Here is a 19,855-nt window from a genome sequence, read left to right on the forward strand (position 1 = left end):
TTTTCAAGAGTGATGAATTATGATATATCTAGGCATTGATGTTGGTTCTACGACCGTAAAAACAGTAATTTTAAATGAAAATAATGAAATTTTAGAAAAAACTTACCAAAGACATTTAGCCAAACCAAAAGAGCTAGTTTTACAGCGAATTTTAGAAATCCAAAAAAGATATCCAAACGAAAATTTCAGCCTTTCCATAGCAGGTTCAGCCGGTATGGGTATCGCCAAAAACTGCGAAATTCCCTTTGTCCAAGAGGTTTATGCCACTTCGCTAGGAGTTAGGCAGATGTTTCCTAAAACCGATATCGTCATCGAACTAGGTGGTGAGGACGCGAAAATTATTTTTCTCACAGGCGGGGTCGAGGAGCGTATGAACGGCTCGTGCGCGGGCGGAACTGGCGCGTTTATCGATCAAATGACAAATTTGCTAAATTTAGACATTTCCGAGCTTGACAGACTGAGTTTCAATGCTAGCAAAATTTACCCTATCGCCTCTCGGTGCGGGGTTTTTGCCAAAAGCGATATTCAGCCTCTTTTAAATCAAGGCGTGCGCAAAGAAGACATAAGTGCGAGCATTTACGCAGCCGTAGTCGAGCAGACAATCGCCGGACTTGCCCAAGGGCGCGAGGTTAAGGGCAATATTTTGTTTCTAGGCGGACCACTATTTTTCTTAAAAGGTTTGCAAAAACGCTTCAAAGAGGCGCTAAATTTAAGCGACGAAAACGCCACCTTCCCTGATATCGGGCCGTTTTTCGTGGCGTATGGCTCAGCGATTTATGCCAAAAAAACAGGCACCGCGCTAAATTTGGACAAAATCATAGAACTTTTGCAAAAAAGCCCAAACAAAGAGCTTTTAGAATCAGAAGAACCTCTGTTTGGCTCGCAGGCCGAATTTGACGAATTTATCGCTCGCCACGAAAAAGCGAGCGTCCCCAAAGCCGACATCGCCTCATACTCTGGAAGCGCGTATTTGGGCGTGGATTGCGGCAGCACGACGATTAAGGTCGTTTTAATCGGCGAAAATTACGAGCTTTTATACAAATTTTACTCATCAAACAAGGGCGATCCGATAAATATCTTGCAAGAAAAACTAAGCGAAATTTACGCTCTTTGTGGATCTCGCATAAAAATCAAAAGCTCAGGCGTTACGGGGTATGGCGAGGAGCTGATCAAAACCGCATTTGGCTTTGATTACGGCATAGTTGAGACCATCGCGCATTACAGCGCGGCGCGCCACTTCAACCCCAAGGTCGATTTCATCATCGATATCGGCGGACAAGATATCAAATGCTTTTCGATAAAAGACGGCAATATCGATTCTATCGTGCTAAATGAGGCGTGCAGTTCAGGGTGCGGGTCGTTTTTGCAAACATTTTCGAATTCACTAGGCCATGAAATCAAAAATTTCGCCAAAATGGGGCTTTTCGCCTCGCACCCAGCCAAGCTTGGTAGCCGTTGCACGGTCTTTATGAACTCATCTGTCAAACAGGCCCAAAAAGACGGCGCGAGCGTGGAAGATATCAGCGCAGGACTTGCAATTAGCGTGATTAAAAACGCAATTTACAAGGTAATTCGTGTGCGAAATTCTGACGATTTAGGGCAAAATATCGTGGTTCAGGGCGGGACATTTTTAAACAATGCTGTGCTAAGAGCCTTTGAAAAAGAGCTTGGCAAAAATGTCATCAGGCTCGATATTAGCGAGCTTATGGGCGCGTATGGGGCTGCGCTTTTTGCGCGCGATAACGCGCCAGAGAGCTCAAATTTAATCACGAGCGAAAAACTAGCACTTTTCACGCACAAAAGCGAATTTGATACCTGCAAGCTTTGCACAAACAAATGCCCGCTTACAATCACGCATTTTGAAAATTCGAAATTTATCACCGGAAATAAATGCGAAAGAGGCGCAGGTAAGGCTATCAGAAACGATATTACGAATTTGTTCGAGTTTAAAAACGAGCTTTTGAAAAAATACAAAAAACTCCCAAAAGACGGCGCACCAAAGGTCGGAATTCCGCTTGTTTTGAATATGTATGAGATGATCCCGTTTTGGAGTGCGTTTTTTGAAAATTTAGGTATGAGCGTCGCTCTATCGCGCAAACCGCGCAAAGAGACGCTGTTTTTAGCCAATCAAAGCATACCAAGCGATACGGTCTGCTACCCAGCCAAAAGCGTGCATGGCCACATCTACGACCTGCTAGCGCAAAATGTCGATTTTATATTTTATCCGTGCATGAGCTACAACCTAGACGAAAATATCAGCGAAAACTGCTACAACTGCCCTGTGGTGGCATACTATCCAGAGCTAATCAAGGCAAATGTCAGCGCGCTGGACGAGCGGGCATTTTTATACCCGCACCTAGATTTAAATTCGCCTGAATTTTTTGCCAAAACTATGCGAAAAGAGCTAGCAAATTTAGGGTTTAAATTTAAGCTTGATGTCATCAAAAACGCCGTATTTCAGGGCAAAAAAGAGCTAGAAAACTACAAAAACACGGTTTTAATCAAAGGCGAAGAAACGCTAAATTTAATCCGCGAACAAAATTTAAGCGCTATCGTGCTTGCTGGCAGACCATATCATATCGACAAAAGCGTAAATCACGGGATTGATCGCTACTTAAATTCTCTCGGATTTATCGTGCTAAGCGAGGATAGCCTGCCACTAATGCAGGTTCAAACCAAATCGCTAAATCAATGGACATACCACGCCAGGCTGTATAGCGCGGCTAGATTTATCTGCAAATATCCTAAAATGCAACTCGTGCAATTAGTAAGCTTTGGGTGCGGGATAGACGCGATTACAGGCGATGAAGTGCGCGACCTGCTACGCGCAAATGGCAAAATTTACACTCAGCTTAAAATCGACGAAGTTACAAATCTAGGCGCAGTCAAAATCCGCCTACGCTCGCTAAAAGCGACAATGTTAGAGCGCGAAAAAGCTCAATTTATACAAAAAGGCTAATGATGTTTGCGAAATTTACAAAAGATATGAAAAGCACTCACACGATTTTAATCCCTACGATGATCGATCCGCATTTTCGCTTTATGAAAAGCGTTTTGGCTGATGAGGGGTATAAAAGCGTGCTTTTACGGGACAACCGCGCAAACATCGTCGAGGAGGGCTTGCGAAATGTCCATAACGATATGTGCTACCCTGCCCTGCTCGTAATCGGGCAGTTTATCGACGCGCTAAAAAGTGGCGAATTTGACACGCACAAGGTCGCACTTCTCATAAGCCAAACAGGTGGCGGGTGCAGGGCGAGCAACTATATAAATTTGCTTCGCAAAGCCCTAAATGAGAGCGGTTTTGGCTATGTGCCGGTGATCTCGCTAAATTTTGGCTCGCTAGATGAAAATGGATTTGCGCTGAGCAAAATGGCGCTAATCAAGCTGTTTGTGGCGATTTTTTACGGCGATTTGATGATGAATTTATACAATCAGTGCAAACCATACGAAAAAATTCCTAACCAAACAAACGAAATTTACGAAAAAATGGTCGAATTTATCGCAAATTTGACAAATCAAAAGTCATTTTTCAAACTAAATAAAAATTTTGGCCATATCTTGCAAAATTTCGCCAAAATAGAGCGTTCTAGCGAGCCAAAAATCAGAGTTGGTATCGTGGGCGAAATCTATCTGAAATACTCCCCTATCGGCAACAACGGCCTAAACGCCTACCTCATCAAAGAAAACGCAGAGCCAGTAAATACCGGACTAATGGATTTCGTGCTGACTTGCATTTATGATGCTGTGTATGACAAAAAGCTCTATGGCAAGGGTGGCGCGGCGTATTGGGGCAGCCTTGGGGTCGCTAAAATTTTAGAATTTTGCCAAAAAAAATTAATCCGCGCTATGAAAAAACACGGATTTCGTCCGCCAACGCCATTTAAAGAGGTGCGCGCAGCCGCTGAGGGATACATCAGCCACGGCGTGAAAATGGGCGAGGGCTGGCTACTCACAGCTGAAATGGTCGAGTTTATGAAGCAAGGCGTGCAAAATGTCGTCTGCGCCCAACCATTTGGCTGTCTGCCAAATCATATCATCGCGCGCGGTATGATACGCAAAATCAAGCAAAACTACCCAGACGCCAACATCGCCGCGATCGACTACGACCCGGGCGCAAGTGCGGTAAATCAGGAAAACCGCATAAAATTAATGCTTTCAAATGCAAATAGGGAATTTTAAAATTTAAAATTTCGTGAGAATTTGGCTAAATTTAACAGCCAAATTTGGCTAAATTTCAATGAATTTAGCCAAATTTCATCTATCTTGTTCTGCGTTTTATATCTCTGTGCGCGCTTCTGTGGCGTTCGCCGTTGTCATTATCAAACCCCCTAGCCTCGCGTTCGCGCCTTTTGATTTCTTTGTAACGAGAGCTTGCTTTGATAACTTCCGCTTCCCTTCTAGCCCGACGCAAGGTCATTTCGCGCTCGCCGTTGTTAGCATGAATTTTGCGGATTTCGCGCTCGTTGCGGATTGATTTATTACTTAGGCGGTGAGTGTGCGGGCGCGAAGAGATGGCTGGGCGAGTGTGCGGGCGAGTATTTATATGTCCGTGGCGATTATCCCGAACCACGACTGGGCGTCTATCTACCACGACAGGACGCCTATCCACGATAACTGGGCGTCTATCATAAATCACTGGGCGACGGCGATATACCCTATCGTAGTAATAATCGCTCTCGTAATACCCCCTATAATACGGACTTCCGCTATCATACACCACGCTACCTGAGGCTCTCGTATGCGCACAGCCTGTGAAAAACAGACCGACAATCGCGCCAAGAATTGCGAATTTTAAAATTTTCATTTTGTATCTCCTTTATGAAATCGGAGCGAATTTTACATTTGCGTGATTAAATTTTTTGTTTATGAAATTTAAATTTGAAAGCTAGGGCGAAATTTGATAAATTTTAAAATTTCGCCCCAAATTTGGCCAAATTTAGCCGTTATAACCCAAGCGTCTCATATTTGCGCAAGCGTTTTTGTATCCATAATAACAAGTTACACGGTAAAGATCAATCGCATTAAAAATATTTTTTTCGACGCCTTGACCGCGCTCAAACATATCAGCTAATTTCATGCAAGCTGGGAAATTCTGCGTGCCAGTGCATGCCATGTTGTAGGCATTTGCAGCTGAGGCGAAATCGCCTTTGGCATACATTGATTCAGCAAAACTAAAACACAACGGACCATTTCCTTGCTTACAAGCATCGCTTTGAACAGCATTACCTTGCAAATTCATAGGGCGGATTCCGTCTTGGATCTCGTTATAGCTGTATTTTCCAGCCTTTGGCGCGCTTACTGCGCTTTTTGGTGCATTGCTGACACAACCTGCTAAAAATAATCCTGCAATCATCACAGCGATTAAATTTTTCATAAGCTATCCTTATCTGCCCAAGATATAGTAAGTGTCTTTGTTCGGCACTTTTTCTAAGGCTATATTAAATTTATCCGACCAAGCCTTGATCATATCTACAACAGCCTCTTTGCGCTCTTTTGTAGCGGCCTCGTTTTTGATTTTAAAATACGGATTTGTATTTGACATAGCGATGTAAGCATCATAAATTTTAAGCTTATCGTTTAGTGTAACGATGTGCTCCAACTCTGTGTCTGTGAAATCACATTTTGACAAAATACCGCGAAGTTGCGCTATCACCGCCTCGCTTGAAGTATAACCTAATGCTAGAAGAATTCCCTCTTCACTCATATTAATCCTTTCTAATGAAATTTATTGTTTGTTTGCTTGCGAAATTAAAACGCCCTCGATTAGCTTTTTTATATCGCCATCAAGTATCGCATCAGTCTGGCTAAACGCCTCGCCTGAGCGGTTGTCCTTGACCTGCTGATACGGGAAAAGCACATAAGAGCGGATCTGATGTCCCCAGCCAATATCGCTTTTTTCGATACTATCGCTTGCTTCTCGTTTTTTCATAAGTTCAAGCTCGTAAAGTCGCGATTTTAGCACCTTCATTGCCGTTTCTTTATTTTTGTGTTGGCTTCTATCGTTTTGACAATTCACCACAATCCCAGTGGCTAAGTGAGTTATGCGAACAGCGCTTTCTGTTTTGTTGATATGCTGACCACCTGCGCCGCTAGCGCGAAAAACATCGATTTTGATATCCTTATCCTCGATATTTATCTCAATATCATCGTTTAGCTCAGGGCTTACCATGACGCTTGAAAAGCTCGTGTGCCTACGCCCTGCACTATCAAATGGGCTAGTTCGCACTAGGCGGTGGATTCCGTTTTCGGCCTTTAAATACCCATAGGCGTTTTCGCCACGCACGATAAAGCTTACATCTTTAATCCCCGCTTCATCGCCCTCTTGGAAGTCCAAAACCTCTACCTTAAAGCCCTCTCTCTCGCAAAACCTGCTATACATACGATACAGCATGCCCGCCCAGTCGCAACTCTCTGTCCCACCAGCTCCTGGGTGGATAGTGATAATCGCGTTTTTGTCATCGTCATCGCCACCGAGCATCATCGCTAACTCTAAATTTGAAATTTCCTCTTCTAGCTCGCCTGCGCCCTCGAAAAGGTCATTTATCGTATCATCATCATTTTCGCTAAGGGCTAATTCGTAAATTTCACGCGCATCATCAAGCGCAGAATTTGCCTTTTTAAATTTCGCCAAAACCGAGCTGATTTTGGTCTTTTCGCGTCCGATTTGAGTTGCTAGCTTCACATCGCTCCAAAATTTCTCGTCCGCTTCGATTTTTGAAATTTCTTCTAAGCGCGCGCTAATTTCATCTGGTTTGATAATCGAGCTAATATTATTGATTTTTATGTCAAGGTTTTTCAAAAGTTCGCTATATTCGTAATTATCCAAGTTTTGCCTTTAAATTTTTTGCGAGATTATAACAGCTTAAAGCTTTTAACCCTTTTAACCCAGAGTTAAATTTTAATTTTTTTGAGTTATAATCGCCCTTTAAATTTTAAAATTTGGAAGTAAATATGCAAATTATTCGAACAGTAGAAGAGTTACGAGCATTTCGTGCCAATGCCTGTGGTAATGTGGGATTTGTCCCTACAATGGGTGCTTTACACGCTGGACACATAAGCCTAATCAAACAAGCAAGAAACGAAAACGACATCGTAATCGTATCGACCTTCGTAAATCCTACGCAGTTTTTACCGGGTGAGGATTACGAAAAATATCCAAAAAACGAAGAAGCAGATATTAAAATTTGCGAAAATTTAGATATCAACGCTATGTTTATCCCAGAAGTTAGCGAAATTTACACCGATAATGAACCAACAATCATAGCGGTGCGCCCGACATCTGAAATTTTGGAGGGCAAGACTCGACCAGGTCATTTCGACGGCGTGTGTATGGTGCTGAATAAATTTTTTAATATTATTCGTCCAAACAATGTCTATATGGGCAAAAAAGACGCTCAACAACTTTTTATCGTGCAAAATATGGTAAAAAGCTTTTTAATGGATATTAATATCGTGCCATGCGAAATCGTCAGAGAGAGCGACGGGCTGGCTTTAAGCTCGCGCAATGCGTATTTGGACGAAGAGGAAAAAATGCTAGCGCTTAAAATTTCGCGCTCTCTCTTAAACGCTAGCAATCTAATCGCCAAAGGCGAGATTAGCACGAGCATTTTAAAGGATAAAATGCTTTCGATTTTAGAGCCATTAGAGGTCGATTATATCGCATTTGTAAATAGAAATTTCGAAATTTTAGACCAAATCGAGCCTAAAAACACCATTATCCTTGTCGCTGCAAAAGTTGGCAAAACTCGCCTAATCGATAATATTTGGTTGTAAAAATGCCAAAACTTTATTTAGTCTCACTTGGGTGCAATAAAAATCTCGTCGATAGCGAGATTATGCTTGGTAGGTTGCAAAACTACGAAATCGTCTCCGAACCCCAAAGCGCCGATGTTATGATAGTAAATACCTGTGGATTTATCGCTTCGGCGAAGCAAGAGAGTATCCGCACAATCCTAGAACTCGCCGAATTTAAGAAAAAAAACGGCGTTTTAGTGGTAACTGGCTGTTTAATGGAGCGTTACAAAGACGAGCTTATGCGTGAGCTTCCCGAAGTCGATATTTTCAGCGGTGTCGGCGACTACGATAAAATAGACGAGATGATACTCAAAAAACAAAATCTATTTTCGCCTAGCACTTACTTGCAAACCACGCAAAAAAGGGTAATCACTGGCTCAAATTTTCACGCTTACATTAAAATCGCCGAAGGGTGCAACCAAAAATGCAGTTTTTGCGCGATTCCAAGCTTCAAAGGGCGTTTGAAAAGTCGCAGTTTAGACGACATCGAAGCCGAAGTCAGGGATTTGGTCGCACGGGGATTTTATGATTTTAGCTTTATCGCGCAAGATACGAGCAGTTATGGGCGAGATAGGGGCGAAAAAGACGGGCTAATCGCGCTTATAAATCGCATTGAAAAAATTGAGGGCGTGAAATTTGCGCGAATTCTTTATCTTTATCCGACCACGACGAGCGAAAATTTGATTAAAACTATCATAAATTCAAGCGTTTTTGTGAATTATTTCGATATGCCAATCCAGCACATAAATGACAAAATGCTAAAAGTTATGAAGCGTGGAAATGCTAAAAATGAAATTTTAAATTTGCTAAATTTAATGCGCTCTGCTCCAAATTCGTTTTTGCGAACCGGCGTGATAATCGGACACCCGGGCGAGAGCGAGAGCGAATTTAACGAGCTTTGCGAGTTTTTAAACGAGTTTAAATTTGATAGAATTTCAGCCTTTGCCTACTCCAAAGAAGAAGACACAGCAAGTTGCGAAATGGAGCAAATTCCAACTCGCGTTATCACAAAACGGCTAAATAAAATCGAAAAAATCGTGGATAAAGCGATTTGTGAGAGTTTCGCCGGGCTTGTTGGCACCACACAAAGCGTAGAAATCACAGGCATTAGCTCAGAGGGCGAGTTTTTTTACGGCGCAAAACTTGCTCTTTGGGATAAAGACATCGACGGCGAGATTTTAATCAACGAAAGCGAGATACAAAATTTGCAAATCGGACGGCTATATGAGTGCGAGATTAGCGAATTCGTGGGTGGGAAACTCATAGGGAAAATTACAAAACAAGCTAAATAAAAATGCAAATTTTAAATATAGACCATGAGATTTTGGACTTTTTGCGGGGTAGGAAAAATTTACTTGCCTTTTCGCATGGGAGCGACAGCACGGCGCTTTTTTACACGCTTTTAAATTTGGGCGTTAAATTTGACTGCGCTTTTGTGAATTACAAAACCCGCGAAAATAGCGATTTAGAAGAAATTTCCGCAAAAGAGCTTTGCGATAAATTTGGCGTGAATTTGTTTGTCAAAACTGCTCCGCTAAATTTAGAAAATTCAGGCGATTTCGAAAATACTGCGCGCAAAATTCGCTACGATTTTTTTGATGAAATTTGCGCTAAATTCGGATACGACACACTTATCACGGCACACCAACTAAACGATAAATTTGAATGGTTTTTAATGCAACTTGGACGAGGCGCAGGTCTAGCAAACCTGCTAGGCTTTGAAAAAATCGAAAATCGCACAAATTACGCTATCGTGCGACCTTTTTACAATGTCGGCAAAACGCAAATTTTGGACTTTTTAAGCGAAAATAAAATCAAATTTTTTAACGACATTTCAAACGAAAATACCAAATTTGCAAGGAACGCCGTAAGGGCTGAATTTAGCGATAAATTTGTAGAAAAATACGCTTTAAATTTAGCCAAAAGTTTTGAGTTTTTATCAATCGACAAAGCAAATTTAATGGGCGAATTTATCTATCAAAAAGATAAATTTTTTGTGCTTGAAAATTCGCAAAAAAGCCTAAATTTAATCGATAAAGCGTGTAAAATTTTAGGCGTAGTTTTAAGCCAAAATCAACGAAAAGAAATCCAAAAAACAGACTGCGTCCTTTCGGGCAAAATTTGCGTTTGCAAAAACGAAAAATTCTATTTCGTCGCACCATTTGAGAAAACAAAAATGGATAAAAAATTCAAAGAAAAATGCCGAATTTTAAAAATCCCGCCACTAATTCGCCCCTATATTTTCGCTAGAAGTGAAATTTTAGCAGAGTGTGAAGGGCTAATTTCTGGCCTCGACCATAGCGATTTTGTTGATAAAATCGGCGAAATTTAGATTGATAAGATTTGTTTTGATATGAATCCGCGTAAAAATCACATAACCGATCTCATTGCTGAGCGTGCCGTCTGAGTAAATGAAAACATTTGTCAAAAACTCGCTGTTTTTTGACTGGTAAAAATTATCAATTTGGAAATTTAAAATCTCATAAAACAACTCGTCGCTATCGCTCATCATGCCCTTTATTTCGTCATCTATGAGAATCATATCGGCATAGAGGGCGCGTTTTTTATTTGCCACCAAAAACGCCACGCGGTCGTTAAATTTGAGCACAAACATCGCGACACTATCGATTTCATGCTGATTTTTGTATAAAAAATAAAGCACCTTAAAAAGGCTTTCATAGGAGTTGAAGCTCGCGCCGAATTTCTCGTCGCTCCCCGTTGTCGCACTACGCGGGAATTCCACGATAAAATCGCTATCGACGCTTTGATAAAAGCACTCGTCCGCCCTTTTAGGCTCGCTAGAAAAAATCACCCTTTGAGCTGGATCGTCGATTAGTATATTTGCGTGCAAACTTTTGGCAATCCCTTGCCTAAATTCCGCCATTTGCGCCGCAAAATCAGTTGCACTATCGACGCTAAATTTGAGCGTCTTTTCATCTACGATTTTTTTACTAAATCCAAGTTTTCTAAAAACAAATTCGCACTCGCTATCATTTTGCACTACGCTTAGAAAAGATTTAGCCTTGAAAAGTCCCATTTTTTCTCCTAAAAAATGCTAATTATACCAAAAATCGTTTATGCAAAACTAAAAATCGAAATTTTTATCTTTTTCGGCCTGAGCAAAAAGCAAATTTGCTATTTTCTCTTTCGCCTCTTCTAACCCCAGCCCAGCGATATCTAGTGGCTCGCTTAGGCTGTAATTTATACGCGAAAAGGGCTTTGGCAAGACCATTTTATCCCAGCTTCTAAACTCCCAAAAACGGCTCGCTTCGTAGTTTAGCGCGTAAATTTTGAGATTTTTTTTCTGCGCGATTGTGACAGCTCCGTCTGCGACGCTGTGTCTTGGACCTCTGGGACCATCTGGGGTGATGATGACATCTACGCCGTTTTTGATTTCGCTAAATGCGTTCATCAGCGCCCTAACTGCGCCTTTGGAGCTCGATCCTCTAATCGCGCCGATACCAAAATGCGAAATCACTCTCGTGATAATCTCGCCGTCTTTGTGGTCCGAGATGATGACCTTTACCTTTCTTTTTTCGCCATAATACCGCTTCCAGTAGCGAAGATAGGCAAAAGGCATCATTGCAAGTCTGCCATGCCAAAACACCACCACGCAAGTTTCATCTGATAATTTTGTATCGCTAAATTTAACCCTACAAGTAAGATAAATCAAGCGTATCAAAAAAGTCCCAATATATTCTACACAAAAAAAGAAAATGCGTTTTTTAAAGGGTAACTTTTCCATAAAGTGCCATTCTAGCGGCTTTTTCGATTTTTACATTTAGTGTGCGCCCAAGCAGTTCCTCGCTGCCATTTACGCAAACCAAAAAATTCGAAAAACTTCTGCCAGCTACTTGATTGTTTTCGCGCAGTTCCTCGAAATACACCTCGTGCCCTCTACCTACCTGCGCGCTCATAATCTCATCTAAAATTTCATTATGCAAACCCTGCAAATAGCTAAGGCGCGCACTTGCGACTTTATCGTCGATTAGCGCTAAATTCTGCGCTGGCGTATGCGGACGCGGGCTAAATTTAAAGCTAAAAACCTGCTCGAATTTCACCTGTTTTAGCACATCAATCGTATCGGCGAAATCCGCCTCACTCTCCGTCGGATAAGCTACAATGATATCGGTGCTAATGCTCACATCTGGGCATAAATCTCGCAGTTTTAGCGCGCGGTCAAGGAACCACTCCTTGCTATATCCTCTTCTCATATCGCGCAAAACCTTAGTCGAACCGCTTTGTAGTGGCATGTGCATGGATTTGCAAATTTTAGAATTTGAGCTAAAAACTTCTAAAAATTTATCGTCCATGTGAAGCGGGTGCGGGCTAGTAAAGCGAATCCTCTCGATCCCCTCAATCTCGCTTAGCCTTACTAAAAGGTCGCTAAAATCGATTTTTTCGTGCGCGTTAGAAAATCTTTTGCCATAGTTATTTACATTTTGACCGAGCAAAAATATCTCTTTTGCCCCGCGCGCAGCACTTCTGCGCGCCTCATCAAGTATGATTTTTGCTGGAATTGAGAGCTCGTCGCCTCTGGTTTGTGGCACGATACAATACGAGCATTTTTTGTCGCAACCAATCATAATATTTATGTATGATTTGTAAGGACTGCCCCGAAATTCGCCAAAGGCAAACTCGCTCTCATCGTAGTTTATATCGGTGCTAATAAATTTTGGCGTTTGCACAGCTTGCGAAATTTTAGATACATTTCTAGCACCAAGCACGAAATCCACGAACGGAGCACGCCTGAAAATTTCAGCGCCCAAGTGGCTAGCAGTGCAGCCGCAAACTCCGATTTTTGAGCCAGCCTTGCGGACTTTGTCAAATGCGCCAATCTCGCTAAAAAGCTTATGCACGGGCTTTTCACGCACGGAACAGGTGTTTATAAGGATTAAATCAGCAATGTTAATATCGTTTGTGAGTTCATAATTTTGGTTTTTTAGTTCGGCGATGATGTGCTCGCTATCACGCACATTCATCGCACAACCGAGGGTTTGTATGTAGAGAAATTTTTTCAAACTATATGCACCTCATACATATATTCGTTTTCATTTAGGCCATAATACACGCTTCTTTGATAGACCGAAAATCCCTTTTTTTCAAAAAATTCTATCAACGCAATGATATCTTTATGCGAATTTTCTCTATCTAAATAGAAAATTTTTTGACCACTTTTTGCGATTTGAGCTTCCAAATCTTCGACTTTTGCACTCTTTGGCTTCGCTTCTAGGCTAGTTCTAGCGAGTTTTACTTGCATTGCTTCATCCTTTCGTATTTCAAATTTTAAACTGATGAGTTTAGCAAAATTAATATAATAATTCGTTTAAATAAAAATAAAGTCTAAATTTAATATAATACCGAACTCGAAAATTTTAAAAATCCCAAAATTTAGCAGTGTAAGAAAAGGAAAGTTATGGAAAAAATCACAGACATAATCGAGTCTATCGCAAACGAAAAGGGACTTGATCCATCAGATGTGGGCGCGCGGGTCAAAACAGCCTTTATCCAAACCGCAAAAAGGCTATTTGGCGAGCAGTTTATCTACGACAGTGAGGTAGATCCCGTTACAAAAAAGGTCAAACTCTACCAAAAAGTCCAAGTCGTAGCCGATAATGACGAGCGCGCAGGACAGGATAATTTCATCGCAATTAGCGAAGCTAAAAAGCACGGGGACGCTGAGATTGGCGATGAGCTAAGCTATGATATAAATATCGAAAATCTCGGCCGCACAGCTTCGCAGGTTTTGGCAAAAGAGCTGAATTACCATATCCAACGCCTACTCGAAGAGAAAATTTTCGAAAGCTATAAAAACAAAATCGGCACCCTAGCCCACGGCACCGTCACCAAAATCGACGCTAGCGAAACGACATTTGTCGAAATAGATGATATCAAAGCCTACATGCCACAAAAAAACCGCATAAAAGGCGAGAGTTTCAAGGTGGGCGATGTCGTCCAAGCCGTCATCAAAAACGCCTATATCGACAAAAATCAAGGCATAAAATTAGAACTTTCGCGCACAAGTCCGAAGTTTTTGGAGGCGATTTTGCGCACGGAAGTCCCTGAAATCAAAGACGGAAGCGTCATAATCCAAGCATGCGCTAGGATTCCTGGCAAACGCACGAAAATAGCCCTTAGCTCAGTTTCGCCAAATATCGATCCAGTGGGCGCAACCGTGGGCAAAGGTGGCACTAGAATCGACGCCGTGAGTAAGTTTTTGAGCAAAAATTTAAGCGAAGAGGACAAAAAAGCTGGCGGAGAGAGCATAGATGCGTTTGAATACTCCGCCTCGCCTGAAATTTTAATCTCGCGCGCAATGGCGCCTGCGATTGTAAATTCGGTCAAAATCACAGATGAAAACAAAGCAATCGTCTATATCAACCCTGACCAAAAATCCAAAGCTATCGGCAAAAACGGCCTAAATATCCGTCTAGCCTCAATGCTAAGCGGTTATGAAATCGAGCTAATCGAAACAGGCGCATCAAGCGAAAAAGTATCAAACGAAGAGGGATTAAAAAATCTCGAAGCGCTCTTTGGCGGTCTGTGAGAATTCTTTCAAATTTGCGAATTTTTAAAATTCGCAAATTTTTAAAAAATCAAAATTTAAAATTTATATGAAATTTGGCGCGTCGTTAGAAAACAGCACCAAATCCCCTGCTTTGGTATATTTAGCCAAAATTTCAACCATTTTCGATTTATCTTTTAGCACATAAACTTTGCCAGGATTTATATTGTCTTTGAGCGTTTTTAAATTTAACTCTCCAGTTATTATCACGAGATCAAAAACCTCATCGATTTTTTTGGCTAAAATTTCATTATCTTCCTTGGTCGATTCGACGATTCCGGGCGTTACGATGACTTTATTTCCTTTGTAAGTTTTGCATAGCTCGTAGCTAGCTAGCATACCGGCTAGATTGCCGTTAAATGCGTCATCAATGATGATTTTGCCGCCGTTTTCGATTTTTTGGAGACGATGTTCGACGCTATGCACCTTTTCGACTGCGTTGTGGATATAGACATCATTTACGCCCAAAAACCTCGCTACCATGACACATGCGCTGAGATTTTGCGCGTTAAACTCGCCCAGCACTGGCGCAGAGAGTCTGAAATTTTCGTCATTGATTTTAAGGCTAAATTTAATCCCGTCTAGTGTCGAGCTAATCACCTTTGTGCCGATATCATAGGTGCTAATCGTGGCGCTGTTATGGCAAAGCGTGCTAGAATGCACAAATGCGTGTTTTAGACGCAGTGAATTTAGCGCTTCAAGCTTGGTAGCGCGGATATTTTCTACGCTTTTGAAATACTCCAAATGTTGCGCGCCAATCTCGCCTACAACTACGATTTGCGGGCGCAAAAACTCGGTGATTTCGGCAATATCGCCAGGCAGCCTCGCACCTGCTTCTGCGATATAGACCTGAGTGTTTTTTGGCAAATCATCGTTTATGTCCTTTACAATCCCGGCTAGCGTATTTACCGAGCGCGGGGTCTTGTAGCAGACAAAGTGCGGGCTAAGGATATCATAAAGGAAGTTTTTGATACTCGTCTTGCCGTAACTTGCCGTGATTTGGACGATGATTAGGTTATTCATCGTGCCTAGCTTGGCTAGCGCGCTAGCTTTGAAGCGGTTAAAAAGCGTTTTTTCGTATCTGAAATGAAAAAACAATCCCACAAATAGCGCGATAACGGCTGGAATTTTAATATCGGTTGAAAATTTAATATCAATCAAAATTTCCGCAATCCCCACAATCACCGCAAATGAGGCTATATAAGCAAATGCTCTTTTTATACGATCAGTAAAAACTAGCTTTTTATCCAGCCCTCTGTGCCAAAGCGCCAAAACAGCGATATAACTAGCCGTTACCACGCCCAAGGCTGCGTAATAAAACGGGCAAAACATGGCCGCGATTTGAGCCAAAACTGGGATTATGAAAAAATACAAATGCCACATAGGCTTGGTGAAATGGTGCAAAACGCGCCCCGGGCGATACGAAAACCACTGCAAGCAAGTAAGCGCGTAAAATCCCAAAGCAAGGGTGAAAATAAAATTTGAAATAACTGCCGACATTTTTTCCCTCAAATTTATTTATACTTAGATTACAAAACCTGTAATTTTATTCTAAAAAAACTTGATTGTTGCTTATTTTTGCGATAAATTTTATTATTTAGAGCTTGATTTGCGTCAATGCGAAATTTACTCTAATCTGTCATTGCGAGCTTTCGCAGAAAGCGAAGCAATCCAGAGAAATTTAAATACAAAATTCAACCTAAATTTGGCATTGAACGATTTTTTAAATTTAGCGAAATTCCGAATTTTAGTTAAATCTTATTTTTTAGAATTTGTTTGTAAATTTTGGTGGGCAAGGATACCCACCCTACGAAGCTTCGTCGATATTAATCTCGACATCTTTATATTTAGCGTAAATTTTAGGAGATAAAATTTTCTCGTAATACTCCACGCCTTTTGGTGTTCGGCATACCCAGACATTATACTGGCTCCAATTTTGTGGCTCAATCCAACTTGTATCGTCAAAATACTTGACTATCGCATTGTCATCATCGTCGATATAATGGCGATTAAAGGCATTTTTATAAAAGAAATTATCCCTAAAATAGACCCATGCCTCGTATTTTGAAGTGCCATAGTGCGATAGATTCGTATCATACTCTATTTTTTTGAAATCTTTCATATCACAAATCGTGCCAAAGTCTATCAGACCGCCTAAAAATAGCTCTCCGATGACACCTATATATTCGCTTATGTAGGTTGGAGCGGGGGAATTTGTGGAGAATTTATCCATTAGCTTATCTAATTTGGGTGTTTTAATCATCATCTCGTCGGTTTCTGTTCTAGCAAAATTTGAAGTCCAAGAAAGCACCGTAAATGCAAAATACTCTAAAATATCTGCTTTGGTGATATTTTTTGTTTTTAAGATAATATCCAAAAAGGCATTGTCATCATCTCTGTTTTCCATGAATTTATTATAAAATTCTCGGCTCATATCGGGGAAAAATTCCCAGTTGCTTTCGCTACCGCCAATAAATTTATACTTCATAAATTTCCCTTCCTATGCGATTAGTGTTTATTCACATAGTTTCGTAGGGCGAACATCCCTGCCCGCCAAATTTTTTATAATCAAATTCTATCATTTTTAATCATTTAATTAACCTATATTCTTATTTTTAGCGTTAATCCAATCAGATTTTTTAATACCAAATTCGAATTCAGCTTGATTAAAGGCTTGTTCTAAATTATCGTGATAAGTATCTGTTTGCTCATTTCCAAATTCATCTAAATAAAATAGGTAAAATCCATTATCACCATCATATTGAACTATGCTTAAAGCAAATGGTATTGGTAATTCCCCGTATTCGTTTGAATGAATAGTTTTGCTAGCATTAGAAAATTTATCCAAATATATTCTAAATAATTCTTTCATACTAGTACACTACAAAACTAAATTTTAAAATTTACGATAAATTTTGCTTCGTTTTGCGTTTGCATTGCAGAGCTCATAATGGCGATATTGTCAGCTCCTGCTTCTAGCACCAAGCGGAAATTTGCAGAATTTATCCCGCCAAGGGCGTAAATTTCGCCACCCCAAAATTCACGCACATTGCGAATCAAATCTAGCCCCTTTGGCTCTAAATTTGCTTTGCAATCTGTTTGAAAAATATGGCTTAAACAAAGTGCATTTGCACCCAAATTTAGGGCTAATTTAGCTTCATCTGTGCTGTGAGCTGAAACTACAATTTTTTCAAATTCGCTTAAATTTCGCGTGGAATTTTGCCTGAAATTTTGCAACACACCCAACGGAAGCCAAACAAATTTATGCTCCATTTTAAAAGCTAAATCCAAAAAATTATGCAAAAAAAGGCGAACGCCAAAATGGTTGCAAATTTGCAAAACTTCGCAAAAAAGCGCGCAGTATTCGCTCACACTCAAATTTTTCTCACGCAAGATTATTTCGCTAATCCCGGCTTCGCAAAGGCGTGAAATTTTCTCTTTTAACGCCTCTTTGCTACCACAAAGCTCCAAATTTGAAATCGCCGTGATTTTCACTTTTTCGCTCCAAATTTCGCAAATTTACAGATAAATATACTCACTCATCAGTGGCGCTAACCCCGCACCCCTAATCGCAGCACAAACCTCAGCCACGCTTCGTCCGTCATCTATCTCAAACTGCTCATCGCCCTTTTTTTGGCTGTGTCCGCCGATACCGACGCTAACTCCTGCTGAAATTTTATTTGTGGCGATTTTAATCGCTTCATCTCTAAAACCAGCCCTTTCGCGCGTCGAAATCGTAATATTCGCACTAGGGATTAGTAGGCGATATGCTGTAATCACCTGCAAAAGCTCCTTTTCATGGACATCTCGCGGGTTGATTTTATTATTATTTATTATCGGTCGCAGTCTTGGGACCGAAAAGGCAATCTCGGCGTACGGGTATTTTTGTTGCAACAAATACGCGTGTGTGCCCGTAGCAAAGGCGTCTTTGCGAAAATCATCAAGACCTAAAAGTGCCGCAAAGCCCACTCCACGCATACCGCCCATTATCGCCCTTTCTTGGGCATTGAAGCGATACGGGAAAATTCGCTTATTGCCTTCTAAATGCAGTTTTGCGTATTTTTCTGTGTTGTATGTCTCTTGGAAAACGGTTACAAAATCCACGCCTGAGTTATGCAAGATAGCGTATTCATCGGAATTTAGTGGATAAATTTCCACGCCTACGACCTTGAAATATTTTTTGGCGATTTCACACGCATGAGCGATATAGCTCACATCGCTATCAACCCTGCTCTCGCCTGTTAGCACCAAAAGCTCTTCAAGTCCGCTCTTTTTTATCGCTTCGTATTCGGCTATTAGCTCATCATCGCTAAGTTTGGCTCTTTTTATGCTATTTTTTTTGCTAAATCCGCAATACACGCAGTTATTGTCGCAATAATTTGAAATATAAATCGGCGTAAAAAGCGAGATATTATTGCCAAATTTCGCCCTTGTCTCGCTCATACTCGCCCTTGCTAACTCTTCTAAAAATTTAGCCCCGACCACGCTTAAAAGTGCGCCAAAATCGTCTAAATTTCTATTTTTTTTCTCTATCGCCCTTAAAACATCGGCCTCATTATAAGCGTTCGGGTCGTAATTCTGCCTTAAATTTAGCACTTTTTGCATTAAGCCATCATCGATTTCTTGCATGTGTGCTAGGTATTTCATGTGGTCTATTTTTTCCATTTTAGTCCCTTAAAAAGCCTGTTAGCGGTGAACTTGCCGCGGCAGTATTTCGCACTGCACCAAATTTGGCATTATAGGCGTCTCGCCCTGCATTTATCGCATTTGCAAAGGCTTTTGCCATTTGGACTAAATCGCTAGAAGTGGCGATTGCGGTATTTACCATGACGGCGGCACAGCCCATTTCCATGGCTTCACACGCTTGGCTTGGGCGACCGATACCTGCATCGACTATGATTGGTAAATCCACTTCGCCGACTAAAATTTCAATCATATCTCTCATCATAAGCCCACGATTTGAGCCAATGGGCGCACCAAGCGGCATTATGGCGGCTGCTCCTGCGTTTTTTAGGCTACGAGCCACATTTAAATCAGCATGCATATACGGAAGCACGATAAATCCGTCATTTGCTAGAATTTCGGTCGCTTTAATGGTTTCGTAATTATCGGGGAATAAAAATTTGCTATCTGTGATAATCTCGATTTTGACGAAGTCCCCACAGCCTAGCTCACGGGCGAGTTTTGCGATACGCACGGCTTCTTCTGCGTTTCTGGCGCCACTTGTATTTGGCAAAAGCGTAACGCTTTTTGGTATGAAATTTAAAATATTTCTATCTTTGCTCTCGCTTACTCTACGAAGTGCGAGTGTTACGATCTCACACCCAGCATTATTTACACAGGCTTCTATCATCTCATGGTCGAATTTACCAGAACCCATTATAAAGCGAGACGAAAATTCCTTGCCACCCAAAACTAATTTATCCATTTGAAATTTCCTTTAAATTTTGTGATTTGTGAGATTATACAAAGAAAATCTGAATTAATTTTAAG

The 19,855-nt window shown here is 41.1% G+C and carries 20 protein-coding genes; 6 read left to right on the top strand and 14 right to left on the bottom strand.

All coding sequences use genetic code 11. The features are described from left to right. The first annotated feature begins 19 nt into the window (after positions 1–19). Both OFO12_RS00800 and OFO12_RS00805 read left to right on the top strand, forming a co-directional pair. Positions 20–2,959 carry an acyl-CoA dehydratase activase gene (locus OFO12_RS00800; RefSeq protein WP_270869118.1) on the top strand — a complete coding sequence of 980 codons (2,940 nt, stop codon included), beginning with the start codon at positions 20–22 and terminating at the stop codon, positions 2,957–2,959. 2 nt (positions 2,960–2,961) lie between these two features. After that, positions 2,962–4,182, top strand: a complete 1,221-nt coding sequence (locus OFO12_RS00805) for a 2-hydroxyacyl-CoA dehydratase (RefSeq protein ID WP_270869119.1) — start codon at positions 2,962–2,964, stop codon at positions 4,180–4,182. 79 nt (positions 4,183–4,261) lie between these two features. Here the strand turns inward: OFO12_RS00805 and OFO12_RS00810 are convergent, their stop codons facing one another. The 4 genes from OFO12_RS00810 to prfB form a co-directional block, all read right to left on the bottom strand. Beyond that, a complete protein-coding gene (locus OFO12_RS00810; RefSeq protein WP_270869120.1) occupies positions 4,262–4,807 on the bottom strand; it encodes a hypothetical protein in 546 nt (181 codons plus the stop codon). Between the two features lie 132 nt (positions 4,808–4,939). Continuing rightward, positions 4,940–5,377: a hypothetical protein gene (locus OFO12_RS00815; RefSeq protein ID WP_270862039.1), complete on the bottom strand. Its 438-nt coding sequence runs from the start codon at positions 5,375–5,377 to the stop codon at positions 4,940–4,942. Between the two features lie 9 nt (positions 5,378–5,386). Next, positions 5,387–5,707 (bottom strand): type II secretion system protein, encoded by a 321-nt coding sequence (locus OFO12_RS00820; RefSeq protein WP_270858261.1) that lies wholly within the window; start codon positions 5,705–5,707, stop codon positions 5,387–5,389. 21 nt (positions 5,708–5,728) lie between these two features. Continuing rightward, positions 5,729–6,829 (bottom strand): peptide chain release factor 2, encoded by a 1,101-nt coding sequence (gene prfB / locus OFO12_RS00825; RefSeq protein WP_270868762.1) that lies wholly within the window; start codon positions 6,827–6,829, stop codon positions 5,729–5,731. A gap of 125 nt (positions 6,830–6,954) precedes the next feature. Between prfB and panC the strand changes: the two genes are divergently transcribed. From panC to tilS, 3 genes are read left to right on the top strand one after another with little or no spacing between them, the layout of a single operon-like run. Further along, entirely contained in the window at positions 6,955–7,776 is an 822-nt protein-coding gene (gene panC / locus OFO12_RS00830; RefSeq protein ID WP_270865086.1) for a pantoate--beta-alanine ligase, read from the top strand. Between the two features lie 2 nt (positions 7,777–7,778). Continuing rightward, complete coding sequence (rimO, locus tag OFO12_RS00835; protein ID WP_270869121.1) at positions 7,779–9,089, top strand: 30S ribosomal protein S12 methylthiotransferase RimO; 1,311 nt, start codon at positions 7,779–7,781, stop codon at positions 9,087–9,089. A 2-nt stretch (positions 9,090–9,091) separates the two neighbouring features. Then, the gene (gene tilS / locus OFO12_RS00840) at positions 9,092–10,129 is read left to right on the top strand and encodes a tRNA lysidine(34) synthetase TilS (protein WP_270869122.1); all 1,038 of its coding nucleotides are present in this window, start codon (positions 9,092–9,094) and stop codon (positions 10,127–10,129) included. Here the strand turns inward: tilS and OFO12_RS00845 are convergent. The 4 genes from OFO12_RS00845 to OFO12_RS00860 are packed head-to-tail and all read right to left on the bottom strand — an operon-like array spanning position 10,076 to position 13,057. Further along, positions 10,076–10,834, bottom strand: a complete 759-nt coding sequence (locus tag OFO12_RS00845; RefSeq protein ID WP_270869123.1) for a hypothetical protein — start codon at positions 10,832–10,834, stop codon at positions 10,076–10,078. The two genes, tilS and OFO12_RS00845, sit on opposite strands and share 54 nt — an antisense overlap. 48 nt (positions 10,835–10,882) lie before the next feature. After that, positions 10,883–11,542 carry a lysophospholipid acyltransferase family protein gene (locus OFO12_RS00850; protein ID WP_270869124.1) on the bottom strand — a complete coding sequence of 220 codons (660 nt, stop codon included), beginning with the start codon at positions 11,540–11,542 and terminating at the stop codon, positions 10,883–10,885. After that, positions 11,523–12,818, bottom strand: a complete 1,296-nt coding sequence (miaB, locus tag OFO12_RS00855; protein WP_270869125.1) for a tRNA (N6-isopentenyl adenosine(37)-C2)-methylthiotransferase MiaB — start codon at positions 12,816–12,818, stop codon at positions 11,523–11,525. Before miaB ends, OFO12_RS00850 begins: the two co-directional genes overlap by 20 nt. Further along, positions 12,815–13,057, bottom strand: a complete 243-nt coding sequence (locus OFO12_RS00860) for an HP0268 family nuclease (RefSeq protein ID WP_270858271.1) — start codon at positions 13,055–13,057, stop codon at positions 12,815–12,817. Before OFO12_RS00860 ends, miaB begins: the two co-directional genes overlap by 4 nt. A 156-nt stretch (positions 13,058–13,213) precedes the next feature. On the opposite strand from OFO12_RS00860, the gene nusA reads away from it, so the two are divergent. Continuing rightward, positions 13,214–14,344 carry a transcription termination factor NusA gene (nusA, locus tag OFO12_RS00865; protein ID WP_270862047.1) on the top strand — a complete coding sequence of 377 codons (1,131 nt, stop codon included), beginning with the start codon at positions 13,214–13,216 and terminating at the stop codon, positions 14,342–14,344. Positions 14,345–14,407: 63 nt separating this feature from the next. Here nusA and OFO12_RS00870 read toward each other — a convergent pair whose 3' ends face one another. The 6 genes from OFO12_RS00870 to OFO12_RS00895 form a co-directional block, all read right to left on the bottom strand. Beyond that, positions 14,408–15,862, bottom strand: a complete 1,455-nt coding sequence (locus OFO12_RS00870; protein WP_270869126.1) for a Mur ligase family protein — start codon at positions 15,860–15,862, stop codon at positions 14,408–14,410. Between the two features lie 307 nt (positions 15,863–16,169). Continuing rightward, the gene (locus tag OFO12_RS00875) at positions 16,170–16,850 is read right to left on the bottom strand and encodes a hypothetical protein (RefSeq protein ID WP_270869127.1); all 681 of its coding nucleotides are present in this window, start codon (positions 16,848–16,850) and stop codon (positions 16,170–16,172) included. 108 nt (positions 16,851–16,958) lie between these two features. Beyond that, positions 16,959–17,234 (bottom strand): hypothetical protein, encoded by a 276-nt coding sequence (locus OFO12_RS00880; protein WP_270869128.1) that lies wholly within the window; start codon positions 17,232–17,234, stop codon positions 16,959–16,961. 17 nt (positions 17,235–17,251) lie between these two features. Next, positions 17,252–17,857 (bottom strand): thiamine phosphate synthase, encoded by a 606-nt coding sequence (locus OFO12_RS00885; protein WP_270869129.1) that lies wholly within the window; start codon positions 17,855–17,857, stop codon positions 17,252–17,254. A gap of 24 nt (positions 17,858–17,881) precedes the next feature. Further along, positions 17,882–19,027, bottom strand: a complete 1,146-nt coding sequence (gene thiH / locus OFO12_RS00890) for a 2-iminoacetate synthase ThiH (RefSeq protein WP_270869130.1) — start codon at positions 19,025–19,027, stop codon at positions 17,882–17,884. A gap of 1 nt (position 19,028) precedes the next feature. Further along, a complete protein-coding gene (locus OFO12_RS00895; protein ID WP_270869131.1) occupies positions 19,029–19,790 on the bottom strand; it encodes a thiazole synthase in 762 nt (253 codons plus the stop codon). Between the last annotated feature and the right edge of the window lie 65 nt (positions 19,791–19,855).

The organism is Campylobacter sp. JMF_04 NA10 (genome assembly GCF_027737655.1).
In the GTDB taxonomy this organism is placed as follows: Bacteria; Campylobacterota; Campylobacteria; order Campylobacterales; family Campylobacteraceae; genus Campylobacter_B.